Source organism: Litorivivens sp. (assembly GCF_041624475.1).
Lineage (GTDB): Bacteria > Pseudomonadota > Gammaproteobacteria > Pseudomonadales > Spongiibacteraceae > Litorivivens.
This window is the reverse complement of the sequence record NZ_JBFJUX010000021.1, coordinates 1-12,322: the sequence shown is the minus strand read 5'-3', so window position 1 is coordinate 12,322 and position 12,322 is coordinate 1. Positions and strand designations below refer to the sequence as shown.

At 56.6% G+C, this 12,322-nt stretch carries 11 protein-coding genes; 10 read left to right on the top strand and 1 reads right to left on the bottom strand.

Translation table 11 applies throughout. The features are described 5' to 3' along the window. Positions 1 to 107: 107 nt before the first annotated feature. The 9 genes from aroQ (at position 108) to purD (ending at position 9,036) form a co-directional block, all read left to right on the top strand. Positions 108 to 551 (top strand): type II 3-dehydroquinate dehydratase, encoded by a 444-nt coding sequence (gene aroQ, locus ABY734_RS15440; protein ID WP_372780218.1) that lies wholly within the window; start codon positions 108 to 110, stop codon positions 549 to 551. Between the two features lie 21 nt (positions 552 to 572). Continuing rightward, positions 573 to 1,037 carry an acetyl-CoA carboxylase biotin carboxyl carrier protein gene (accB, locus tag ABY734_RS15435; RefSeq protein ID WP_372780217.1) on the top strand — a complete coding sequence of 155 codons (465 nt, stop codon included), beginning with the start codon at positions 573 to 575 and terminating at the stop codon, positions 1,035 to 1,037. 36 nt (positions 1,038 to 1,073) lie between these two features. Further along, positions 1,074 to 2,414, top strand: coding sequence for an acetyl-CoA carboxylase biotin carboxylase subunit (gene accC / locus ABY734_RS15430; RefSeq protein ID WP_372780216.1), 1,341 nt, complete (start codon positions 1,074 to 1,076; stop codon positions 2,412 to 2,414). Between the two features lie 107 nt (positions 2,415 to 2,521). Then, positions 2,522 to 3,424 carry a 50S ribosomal protein L11 methyltransferase gene (prmA, locus tag ABY734_RS15425; protein ID WP_372780215.1) on the top strand — a complete coding sequence of 301 codons (903 nt, stop codon included), beginning with the start codon at positions 2,522 to 2,524 and terminating at the stop codon, positions 3,422 to 3,424. Positions 3,425 to 3,509: 85 nt separating this feature from the next. After that, entirely contained in the window at positions 3,510 to 4,658 is a 1,149-nt protein-coding gene (locus ABY734_RS15420; RefSeq protein ID WP_372780214.1) for a DUF3426 domain-containing protein, read from the top strand. 136 nt (positions 4,659 to 4,794) lie between these two features. Next, positions 4,795 to 5,790 (top strand): tRNA dihydrouridine synthase DusB, encoded by a 996-nt coding sequence (gene dusB, locus ABY734_RS15415; RefSeq protein ID WP_372780213.1) that lies wholly within the window; start codon positions 4,795 to 4,797, stop codon positions 5,788 to 5,790. Further along, the gene (gene fis / locus ABY734_RS15410) at positions 5,787 to 6,092 is read left to right on the top strand and encodes a DNA-binding transcriptional regulator Fis (protein ID WP_372780212.1); all 306 of its coding nucleotides are present in this window, start codon (positions 5,787 to 5,789) and stop codon (positions 6,090 to 6,092) included. Before dusB ends, fis begins: the two co-directional genes overlap by 4 nt. A gap of 56 nt (positions 6,093 to 6,148) precedes the next feature. After that, on the top strand, positions 6,149 to 7,726 hold the full coding sequence (gene purH / locus ABY734_RS15405; RefSeq protein WP_372780211.1) for a bifunctional phosphoribosylaminoimidazolecarboxamide formyltransferase/IMP cyclohydrolase: 1,578 nt from the start codon (positions 6,149 to 6,151) through the stop codon (positions 7,724 to 7,726). A gap of 20 nt (positions 7,727 to 7,746) precedes the next feature. Beyond that, the gene (gene purD / locus ABY734_RS15400) at positions 7,747 to 9,036 is read left to right on the top strand and encodes a phosphoribosylamine--glycine ligase (protein ID WP_372780210.1); all 1,290 of its coding nucleotides are present in this window, start codon (positions 7,747 to 7,749) and stop codon (positions 9,034 to 9,036) included. 95 nt (positions 9,037 to 9,131) lie between these two features. Here purD and ABY734_RS15395 read toward each other — a convergent pair whose 3' ends face one another. After that, complete coding sequence (locus ABY734_RS15395) at positions 9,132 to 10,154, bottom strand: AraC family transcriptional regulator ligand-binding domain-containing protein (protein ID WP_372780209.1); 1,023 nt, start codon at positions 10,152 to 10,154, stop codon at positions 9,132 to 9,134. 1,294 nt (positions 10,155 to 11,448) lie between these two features. Here ABY734_RS15395 and ABY734_RS15390 point away from each other — a divergent pair. Continuing rightward, positions 11,449 to 12,294 carry a hypothetical protein gene (locus ABY734_RS15390; RefSeq protein WP_372780208.1) on the top strand — a complete coding sequence of 282 codons (846 nt, stop codon included), beginning with the start codon at positions 11,449 to 11,451 and terminating at the stop codon, positions 12,292 to 12,294. The last annotated feature ends 28 nt before the right edge of the window (positions 12,295 to 12,322 follow it).

Below are 12,322 nucleotides of genomic sequence, written 5' to 3'. Positions count from 1 at the left end.
GGAAATTGGTCGCTATTTTGTGAAAAAATAGCGCCAACACATGGACGAACCTGAAAGTTTCAGGCAGAATCAAAAGAAAATTCGCTAACCTACTGTTTTTAAAGACGATGGCATCCATACTCGTACTGCACGGCCCCAATCTCAACCTTTTGGGCACCCGCGAGCCCGGTGTTTACGGCTCCGCAACGCTGGCTGACATCAATCAGCTGCTGGTCGATGCCGCCACCGATGCCGGCCATCATCTGCAAACCCTGCAAAGCAATGCGGAATACGAATTGATTGAACGCATTCACGACGCAAAGCAGGAAGGCATCAATTTCATCTTATTCAATCCGGCCGCCTTCACCCACACCAGCATTGCCCTGCGCGATGCCCTGCTGGCGACCGGCATACCGTTTATCGAAGTCCACCTCAGCAACGTGCACGCGCGCGAGGACTTTCGCAAACACTCCTATTTTTCCGATATCGCCGTTGGCGTGATCTGCGGGCTGGGGCCGAAAGGCTATCTCGCGGCGCTGGACGCGGCACTGGCACAACTTGATAAATCTTAAAACTACTCTCAGAGAGCACCCATGGACATACGAAAAGTTAAAAAACTGATCGAACTGCTTGAAGAATCCAACATTGATGAAATCGAAATAAAAGAAGGTGAAGAATCGGTGCGCATCAGCCGCAACGCCGCCGCACCGATGGCCTACAACCCGGGCTACGCCATGCCGCAGCCGGCGCCCGCCCCAGCACCGGCACCTGCACCGGCGGCCCCAGCTGCTCCCGCCGCCGAGGAAGAGCCCGCGAAAATCAACGGGCACGTCATCAAATCCCCCATGGTGGGCACCTATTACAGCGCTCCTTCGCCCGGGTCACCCGCCTTTGTCCAGGTCGGCCAGCACGTCAAGGCCGGCGATGTGGTCTGCATCGTGGAAGCTATGAAAATGATGAACCAGATCGAAGCCGACAAGTCCGGCGTCGTAGAGGCCATCCTGGTCGAAAATGCGCAACCGGTTGAGTTTGATCAGCCACTGATCACCATCGTTTAAGGCTCACACCCGCGCAACGACAGGACAAACAACCTCATGTTGAAGAAAGTCATTATTGCCAACCGCGGTGAAATTGCGCTGCGCATTCTCCGCGCCTGCAAGGAAATGGGGATTAAAACCGTTGCCGTGCATTCCCAGGCTGACAAAGACCTGATGCACGTGCGCCTGGCAGACGAATCAGTCTGCATCGGCCCCGCTCCATCCACGCAAAGCTACCTGAACGGCCCGGCCATTATTTCCGCCGCGGAAGTCACCGATGCCGTCGCCATCCACCCCGGCTACGGCTTCCTTTCGGAAAATGCCGATTTTGCCGAACAGGTGGAAAACAGCGGTTTTATCTTTATCGGCCCCAAGGCTGACGTTATTCGCCTGATGGGCGACAAGGTTTCTGCCATCCGGGCGATGAAAGAAGCCGGCGTACCGACCGTACCCGGTTCCGACGGCCCTTTGACCGACGATGGCGAGCGCACGCTGGCCGTTGCCCGCAAAATCGGCTACCCGGTCATCATCAAGGCCGCTGCCGGCGGCGGTGGTCGCGGCATGCGCGTTGTGCACAGCGAAGCCGCCCTGCTCAACGCCGTCTTTGTCACTCAGTCCGAAGCCAGTGCCGCCTTTGGCGACGGCACGGTTTATCTGGAAAAGTTTCTGGAAAAACCTCGCCACGTCGAGATTCAAGTGCTGGCCGACGGCCAGGGCAACGCCATCCACCTGAACGGCCGCGACTGCTCCCTGCAACGCCGCCACCAGAAAGTGCTGGAAGAGGCACCCCCGCCCTGCATCGATCAGGCGGCGCTGGAGAAAACCGCCAACGCCTGCGTCGAGGCCTGCATCAAGATTGGCTACCGCGGCGCCGGAACCTTTGAGTTTCTGTACGAAGATGGCGAGTTCTTTTTCATTGAAATGAACACCCGCATTCAGGTGGAGCACCCGGTGACCGAAATGATTACCGGGGTCGATTTGATCAAGTGGCAACTGCGCATCGCCGCCGGTGAAAAACTCAGCCTGAAGCAGGAAGATATCATCGTGCGCGGTCACGCCTTTGAGGCGCGCATCAACGCCGAAGACCCGAAAACCTTTATGCCCTGCCCCGGCAAGATAAAGCACTATCACGCCCCCGGCGGTTTAGGTGTGCGCGTTGACTCACACCTCTACAGCGGTTACACCGTACCGCCCTACTACGACTCCATGATCGGCAAGGTCATTACCCACGGGGAAACCCGGGAAATAGCCCTGAGCCGCATGCAGCACGCACTGGAGGAACTTGTGGTTGACGGCATTCGTACCAATATCGACCTGCACAAGGATCTGGTGCGCGACGGCGAATTCCGCAAGGGTGGCGTCACGATCCACTACCTCGAGAAAAAGCTGAAAGACTAGCGCCATTGCGTCAGACGTCTGATATCGGATGTCTGACGCTTTATCCCCCCTCACGGCAGCCGCCGCTGCTGTTACAATCGCCGCATTTCCCCTACCGGAGTCAATCCATGCCCTGGTTACAACTAAAGCTGGATGCTGATCGCGACAACGCCGAAGCCCTCGAAGACGCCTTGCTGGAACTGGGTGCGGCTGCTGTAACCCTTGAGGACAATGCCGATCAACCTCTGTATGAGCCCGGACTGAATGAGCGGCCGGTGTGGAACCGCACCCGCGTTACCGGACTGTTTGACGCCGCGACCGATATGGACAGCGTGGTCGAGGCACTCACCCGCAACTACCCCGCGCCCCTGCCGCCCCACCGTATTGAAATACTCGAAGACAAGGATTGGGAGCGGGAATGGATGAGCCACTTCCAGCCGATCCAGTGCGGGGAGCGCCTGTGGATCTGCCCAAGCTGGCGCGAACCGGTTGACCCGGAGGCAGTCAACCTGTTGTTGGACCCAGGGCTCGCCTTCGGCACCGGCACCCACCCCACCACTTTTCTCTGCCTGCAGTGGCTGGACAGTCAGACACTCAAGGATTGCCACGTGGTCGATTACGGCTGCGGTTCCGGCATTCTCGGCATCGCCGCCCTGCTGCTCGGCGCCGCTCAGGTCACGGCCATCGACAATGATCCCCAGGCGCTGATTGCCACCCGCGACAACCTTGCGCGCAACAAACTTGGCGACGAACGCCTGCATTGCCACTTACCCGACAAAGCCGACCGAACCGGCAAGGCTGATGTCGTGGTTGCCAACATACTCGCCGGCCCGCTGATGGAGCTGGCACCACGGTTGGCAGCTTATCTCGAGCCCGGTGGTCGTATTGCCCTGTCCGGCATACTGGCGGAGCAGGCCGAAACCCTGCGCAAACACTACAGTGAGTGGTTTGACGACCTGACGGTCACCAGCAAGGACGACTGGTGTTGTATCGCCGGAGTTCGCAATGAGCGTTTTCAGCAAAAAACCTGACGCGCTTATCTGACACAAGCAACAAGTTTGTCTTAGACTGCGTTTCGCTTAAAATGCTGAAAAATTAAACACTTCAGGAGCCTCCATGGCCAACCGGGCCACGCGCTGCCCTCACTGCCAGACCAGCTTTCGCGTTACCGACTCGCAATTGGCGACAGCGCGTGGGCGAGTGCGATGCGGCGCCTGCCTGGAAGTCTTTAACGCCACTGAAAACTGGGTTGACCCAACGCCTGTCCAGCCAGCCATTCCCGATCCCGAGCCGCGCTTCGACGACAACAGCCCGCTGCCGGAGGACGAAGCCCATGACCTGTCGGACGTCGAGGACAGGCCTGCCGGCGAAGAATGGCAAAGCACTGACAAAACGCCAGAAGAACAGAGGGTCGCCGGCGAGCAGGAAGACCTCGCGACCTCGGCGACAGCTGCTGACGAGGTCGATGGCCCCACTCCTGATGCCCCCTTGGAGGCATTGGACGAGCCTTCAGCCACGGCAAGAGAACCCTCCGAGACTGAGGCGTCGACTTTTGAGCAAGCGCCGGCAAACGACTCCGACAACCCCGCTGACGACCATTTTGCCGACACCGCGCCGACAGCTTCAGAAGCCGATGCTATCGACCAGGCCGGGCATCAATCCAGGGAAACAGACACCGCCGATGGGAAATCGTTTGCCAGTGAAGACGAGTTTGATGCACTGGTCGCTAAGCAGCGTCGCCGCGTCCAACTGGATCGCCGTCAGCTGGGCTGGACCCTGCTCTGCCTGCTGGCCGCCGCAGCTCTAGCGGGCCAGGTCGTCTATGCCAATTTCGACAACCTGGCCCAGTCCCGCTACCGCAACGCCCTGATCGAAACCTGCAAGGTGATCAATTGGGCCCGGGGTGAGCGCCGCTGCGAATTGCCGCCACCGCGCAATCTGGCGCGCATCGAGTCACTCGGCCTGAATATCATGTCCCACCCCCGCTACGCCGAGAGCCTGCTGGTAGATACCCTTATTCTTAACCGCGCGGCTTTTGAACAGCCCTTTCCGCAGATCGAACTGGTTTTCCGCAACGATCGCGGCAATATCGTCGCCAGTCGCGCATTTTTGCCCGATGAATACCTCGCAGGCGAACTGCGCGGGGTAAAGTTGATGCCTGTAGGCCAGAGAGTGCGCATCAATATCAGCATTGCGGACCCGGGCAGCAACGCCGTCAATTACGAGATGCGCTTTCTCCCCGCAGAGGGTTCCGGCAGTCCCTGAAGCGCTTAAACCGGCCCAATCTCGTCCCTCCTACATTGATCAAAAGATAAACACAAGCCTTTAACGACCTCGCGCAAGGGAGTATGATTGCGCCTCACTTTTCGTTGTCTTTTATTGTGCTCCAAGGGACCCGACCATGATTCGGATTGGCCGCTTTTCCTTGGCAGGCCGGGCTGTTCTCGCTCCGATGGCGGGGGTGACCGATTTGCCTTTTCGCCGCCTGTGCCGGGAATTCGGCGCCAGCCTGACGACGTCAGAGATGGTGATCAGCAACTCCGAATTACGCGACAGTCGCAAAACGCGATTGCGCCTGGCCCAGGATGAGTCCGAGCACCTGCGGGTGGTTCAGATTGCCGGGGCCGAGCCACAGGCCATGGCCGAGGCAGCACGCTACAACGAGTCACTGGGCGCCGATATCATCGATATCAACATGGGCTGCCCGGCGAAAAAGGTTTGCAAGCGGGACGCAGGGTCTGCGCTGCTGCGCGATCCGCAGCTGGTGCGCGATATCCTGCAGGCGGTGGTCGCCGCGGTTGAGGTACCGGTAACGCTCAAGTTCCGCACCGGCTGGTCGCCAGAACACCGCAATGGCGTGGAGATTGCCCGTATTGCCGAAGACAGCGGCATCCAATCGCTGGCAGTACACGGTCGCACCCGCGCCTGCCGTTATCACGGTGCAGTGGAGTACGACACCATTGCCGCGATCAAACAGAACGTGAGCCTGCCGGTCTTTGCCAATGGCGATATCACCTCGCCCGAGCAGGCCAGGGCAGTATTGGATTACACCGGTGCCGACGGAGTGATGATCGGTCGAGGGGCCCAGGGAAGCCCCTGGCTGTTTCGTGAGATCAATCATTATCTGGCAAACGGTGAGCAACGGGAGAGCGTTACGCCGACGGAGCTGTTTGACACCATGCTCCGCCACGTGAGTGCCCTTCACGACTTTTACGGCGAACGTCAGGGCCTGAAGATCGCCCGCAAGCATGTGTCGTGGTATCTGCAGAATCTGGCAGACAGCGATGCAGCTCGCGGTCACTTCAACAGCCTGACTGACGCCAGCGCACAGATCGATACCATCCACCGCCTCGCGGCGGGGTGGTCAGCTTATAAAACAGGGGATAAAGCCGCATGAACGCTAGTGCAGAAACCAAACTGGAGCTGGTCGAAACGCCCGCCAGCACCGAAACCTTTGCCACCATCGCCGAATCGCATTCACTGCGAGAAAGCGTGGCCATTGCCGTCAAAAACTACTTCGACCAGCTCGATGGCCAGGACGTGACTGACGTCTATGAAATGGTACTGTCGGAAGTGGAAGCGCCGCTGCTGGAAAAAGTGATGAGCTATACGCGCAACAACCAGACCCGCGCCTCCCAGGTCCTTGGCCTGAACCGCGGCACGCTGCGCAAGAAACTGAAGAAATACGGGCTGCTTTAAGCCCTCTGCGATACACCACCTTCTCAATCTGCAACCTTAAGGGTACCTGAGCCTCAATGAGCACAGCTGAACTACCTCGCCCGGTAAAACGGGCCCTTATCAGTGTTTCCGACAAATCCGGAATCGTCGAATTCGCCAGCGGCCTGCGCCAACGCGGCGTTGAACTACTGTCGACTGGCGGCACCTTCCGCCTGCTGCAGGAAAACGGTCTGGATGTGACCGAAGTGTCTGACTACACCGGCTTCCCCGAGATGATGGACGGCCGGGTAAAAACCCTGCACCCGAAAGTTCACGGCGGCATTCTGGGCCGACGCGGCACTGACGAAGCAATCATGGGTGAGCACGGTATCAATGCCATCGACATGGTGGTGGTCAACCTCTACCCCTTCGAACAGACCGTGGCCAAGCCCGACTGCTCGCTGGAAGATGCCATTGAGAATATTGATATTGGCGGGCCGACTATGGTTCGCGCAGCGGCCAAAAACCACCGCGACGTGAGCATCGTGGTCAATGCCTCAGACTACCAGCGGATTCTCGACGAACTGGAAGCCAACAACGGCGCCACTCTCTACAGCACCCGCTTTGACCTGGCGATCAAGGCCTACGAACACACCGCGGCTTACGACAGCGCCATTGCCAACTACTTCGGACAGAAAGTGGACGGCGGCAGCGAGGGTTTCCCGCGCACCTTCAACGCCAATTTCATCAAACAACAGGAACTGCGCTATGGCGAAAACTCCCACCAGCGCAGCGCCTTCTATGTTGAGAAAAACCCGGCCGCGGGCACCATCGCCACTGCCAGGCAGTTGCAGGGCAAAGAGCTGTCCTACAACAATATTGCCGACACCGATGCGGCGCTCGAAACCGTCAAACTGTTTGACGAGCCGGCCTGCGTTATCGTCAAGCACGCCAACCCCTGCGGCGTTGCCGTGGCCGCCACCTTGCAGGAAGCCTACGACAAGGCTTTTGAAACCGATCCGGAATCCGCCTTTGGCGGCATCATCGCCTTTAACCGCGAACTCGACGCCGCCACCGCCAGCGCCATCTGCGAACGCCAGTTTGTCGAAGTCATTATCGCCCCGGCTATCAGCGCAGAGGCTGTAACGGCCGTTGCGGCAAAGAAAAACGTGCGCCTGCTGGAATGCGGTCAATGGGAGGCAACCCAAGCCGCCCTCGATTACAAACGCGTCAATGGTGGACTGCTCCTGCAGGATCGCGATCTGGGCATGGTCAGCGCCGCTGACCTGAAAGTGGTCAGCAAGCGCCAGCCCACGGAGGCGGAAATCCGCGATCTGCTGTTTACCTGGAAGGTCGCTAAAATGGTCAAGTCCAACGCCATCGTTTACGGTCGCGACGGTCGCACCATCGGTGTCGGCGCCGGCCAGATGAGCCGGGTCAACTCCGCCCGTATTGCCGCCATCAAGGCCGAACATGCCAAGCTGGAAGTTAAAGGGTCGGTGATGGCATCAGACGCCTTCTTCCCCTTCCGTGACGGCATAGACAATGCCGCCAATGTCGGCATCGCCTGTGTGATTCAGCCCGGCGGTTCGATTCGCGATGAAGAAGTCATCGCCGCCGCTGACGAACATGGCATGGCCATGGTCTTTACCGGCATGCGCCATTTCCGTCACTAAACGCTGAGATTAACAGAACAATGAATGTACTGATCATTGGCGGAGGCGGTCGCGAACACGCCCTCGCCTGGAAGGCAGCCCAATCTGCCAAGGTAAACACCGTCTTCGTAGCCCCCGGCAATGCCGGCACCGCCCGCGAGGACAAGATGGAAAACGTCGCGATCGACGTAATGGACTTTGCCGCGCTGGCTGATTTTGCCGAGCTGAATCAGGTTGGCCTGACCATCGTCGGCCCGGAAGCTCCGCTGGTCGGCGGCGTGGTCGACTTTTTCGAGGCGCGTAATCTGCCCTGCTTCGGCCCCAGCAAAGGCGCCGCCCAATTGGAAGGTTCTAAAGCCTTTACCAAGGACTTTCTGGCACGGCACAACATTCCCACGGCCGATTACCAAAACTTCACCGAAGTCGAACCTGCGCTGGCCTACCTGCGCGAGAAAGGCGCACCCATCGTAGTCAAGGCGGACGGTCTGGCCGCAGGCAAAGGCGTGATTGTGGCGGAAACCCTCGAGCAGGCCGAAGAAGCCGTGCGCGATATGCTGTCAGGTAACGCCTTTGGCGACGCCGGCTGCCGGGTTGTCATTGAAGAGTTCCTGGAAGGCGAAGAAGCCAGCTTTATCGTGCTGGTCGACGGCGAAAACGTGTTGCCCATGGCGACCAGCCAGGATCACAAGCGCGTTGGCGACGGCGATACCGGCCCCAACACCGGCGGTATGGGGGCTTATTCCCCGGCACCGGTTGTTACCCCGGAAATTCACGATCGCATCATGGATCAGGTGATCATGCCGACGGTGCAGGGCATGGCCAGCGAAGGTCATCGCTATGTCGGCTTCCTCTACGCCGGCCTAATGATTACTGACCAGGGCGAACCCAAAGTCATAGAGTTCAACTGCCGCTTTGGTGATCCGGAAACCCAACCCATTATGTTGCGCCTGCAATCGGATCTGGTCGAACTTATCCAACAGGCCCTCGCCGGCAAACTCGACACCACCACCGCTCAATGGGATGAGCGTCAAGCAGTTGGTGTGGTGCTGGCAGCCGGCGGTTACCCCGGCAGTTATGAGAAAGGCAAAGTCATTTCGCTGCCGGACGAAGCCGGCGATACCTCCGCAAAAATATTCCACGCCGGCACGGCGCTACAGGATGAGCAGGTTGTAACCAGCGGCGGACGGGTACTGTGCGCGACGGCACTCGGCCACAGCGTGACTGAAGCCCAGCAAAAAGTCTATCAATTGACCGCGAAGATCGCCTGGGATGGTGTTTTCTACCGCAAGGATATCGCCTATCGGGCAATTGCTCGGGAGCAGAAAATCTAAAGCGGTGCTCGTAAATCCAGATATCAGCTGCGGAAAGATAAGCGCCCTTATCATTTCCGCTCTTTATTGATACCTGTGAACAAAGCAATTTGAGACTAACGGCTGCCTCGGGCGCGACTCGCATATTGGCTAGGAGTAATACCAAACCATCGTTTAAACGCTCTGTTAAACGAACTCTGGTCGTGGTAGCCCAGCGCCTGAGAGATTTCGAGCATCGTTAAATCTGGCTGCGCCATCATTACCTGCACTTTATCCCGACGAATAGTCTCTACAATTGCTTCAAAAGTCTGGCCGTAATCAGTCAGTCGCCTGTGCAATGACCTTTCATGCATATTCAAAGCACTAGCGACCAGGCTGCGGGTAGCCCTTCCAGTCGGCAGCAGTTCATTCACAATTTGAAAAACCTTTGTAATAAATGCAGTCTGTTGAGGGTTGTTTTTGAGTTGCTTAATCCCTTGCATTGTCAAATAGGAACTGACCAGATATTTAAGCTCGCTATCAGCCGTTCTGATCGGAATGTCAAGATGACCCTCATCGATTGCTACCGCAACCTGATCCTGTGAAAACCGCACTTCACAACCAAGCAGAGACTCATAATCTGTACCATCTTCAGGGCGCTCGTGGCTAAACTGGACACAGGAAGGAACACAGGCACCGCCTGAAACCGTTTCCAACACCCGCACAGTCGCAGCAATCGTGTGCTCAGCCGCCTGCACTGCATCCACGCAGCCGGCTGCGGAAATTTCAAAAAACAGTTCCGGGGGGCTTTGATTATTTATATCGAGCGCTATCACCGAGGTGAATTGCGAAAAATAGCTCTTGGTGTTGTATATAGCCTCGCGAACGTCCTCTGACGCAATTGCAAGAAAAGCCACCGGCCCTAACACGCGGTAATTCTGCATCAAGCCAAGATGTAGACCAGCTCTGGATATACCGAGTTTATCCTCAACATGCTGCAGCAAGCGAATAAAGTTGCTGTAAGAAATATACTTATCGGATTTCCCCGCAACGTTTATGTCAATTCCTGCGGATTCAAGCAAATCATTTTCATTGCCCCCGTATTGCTGAATAAATTCACCAAAATTCTTCAGTATGCTGGCCCGTACGTAATTACTCACTGGCTATACCACTCCCCCTGCGATGCCCACAACAAAAACTTGTCAATCTCTTGCCTATGCACTTTGCGACTGTATTCACTCCTCTTATAGCCATCAACCCTGAGGTCTACCTAAGCGGTATGATTACCATGTCAACCGCACCTGAGGCGACGACATAACCGGAGGTAAAACCAGTGGCCGCAACCTTGACAATCGAAAACGCAGTTACAACATCTGCATTTTCACTTGATTTAGCTGACACCTCTTATGCCGCAACCAGGTTCTTCAAAACGCCCAAAACCCAATGGCAGCCAACCAGGAAAATTAAACGAGATAACTTCTGGCACAACGCGTGTAAATGTTCTCTGCGGAGTAGCAAAAATCTAAGAAAATAATCCAACCGAGGAGGAGCACCCCTAGAAACAGAAGAACTCTAACTCGCTAAGCGGATGTGACTGGCCTTACCCAATGAAGGGTCTACAGCATCGTAGAAAGGGGAGGGTTCAATAGGAACTTACCCAAACTGCGCATGGAGACCCCACTCTCTCATAGGGCGACCATATCAAACTGGAGACGCATGTTCTCTCTTAGACAACGTGTCTTTAAACGACGACACACGCCTGCTAGATCACTAACTTTTTTCTATGATACATCCTCAACTACCGCACGTCTGCCGCGAGGTATTTAGACGTAATCAGAGGACAATTCCTAGGCATTAAGGGACAGCATTTGCGCTTTTGGGGACTTCCCCACCCGCGCTTACTTTCTATGTATTTTTTTATCAGTCGCAGAAAATATTCTTCACGTAATGACGATAGAGTTGCTCGGATTTCTGGATTCGTCAGACCGGCCTATATAGAACAGCGCTATCCCCCGGCAACGCATTAAAGTATCTCGGTAATTACGCATATTCCCCCGTTTGATTTCGTTTGCTGCCTGCACACTGCCGTGTGTCTCGTAGAGCCTGTGATTGAGCAGTAACTGACGTCTGTCGACACAAAATTTTCCCGTGTGTGACGCAGCCCTGAACCGGAAAATTTTCCGGCATCAGGGTTTTATTCACAGACCAAAATGAGTAGAGACAACAAAATGTGACTCAGGTCACGCTTTTTTGAACAGGCAAAAAAAATCAAATTTTTGATCTGGTCAGAAGGCGTGTCGTGATTTTTATTAAACCTGCAGGCGGTTATTGGGTGTCACGGACGATGCAATAACCGCCTGCAAAACCGGTGGAAAAGCCGATCGGTTGAGGAGCCGAAAAGCTTGCAGTTTCCACGACCATGGATGTTAAGACTATTGTGTCAGGAGAACGATCATGAAAAATACAATCAACAGCAAAGTAAAACCTCTCGTTGTCGCCATCGCTCTGGCTGGTGGATCCGCCAGTGCGGTTCAAGCGCAACCCATTGTGAGCATTGGCGGCAACTTTAACGTGTCGGCTGCAGCGTCGCTGTCATCATCACTGCCGCCGCTCAATACCAGCCAAACGCTGAATGCAGGCTATTCCGGTAGCGTGGATGTCGCGTTTCCCGCCAATGACGGCGACGCAGTGCAGTCGGCGATCCGTGAGCTGATGGCTGACTCAAGCAGCGAGCAAAGCCTGCCAGGGCTTTCATTGCCCAGCGGTGACGGCGAAGCCTCAATGATCAGTGAAACCGCGGCCGAACTTACAGGCACCCTGGAGGGTATGGGAGATTCCCAGCCTTCAGGTCAGTTAGGTCTGTCTGCGGTCACCAGCACCGCTGCAGAGGTGGCTACCCGGCTGAACGGTGCGGAGAGTTCAGGTGGGGATAATGCCAGCCCGGAGACGCCGGAGGTTCCCGAGGACGACGTGGCGCCCGAGGAAAACGCTTCAGATGAAGACGTTGCTGATCAGGGTGATACACAAGCGCCGAACGGTGAGGTATTTGCCTCGGCAGTCACCGAGACCGTGGCCAAAGCCAGTGGACAGCTTGGCGGCAATCAGGGGCAAGTGCCGAATATGGGCCTGATCGCCACAGGAGCCAGCCGCACGGCGACTGAGGCAAGCGCTCAACTGCGCAACGTCGAGCCTGCTTCTGAGGAACCCGCTGCTCCCGCTGCCCCTAACGTTGACGATGCTGAAATCGTGGCCGCGGCAGAAAGCCAGAGCGAAGCGACCGCTGTAGCCTCGCTGAACTAAGCGAGACGCCACAACAGGCCCTGCCTGT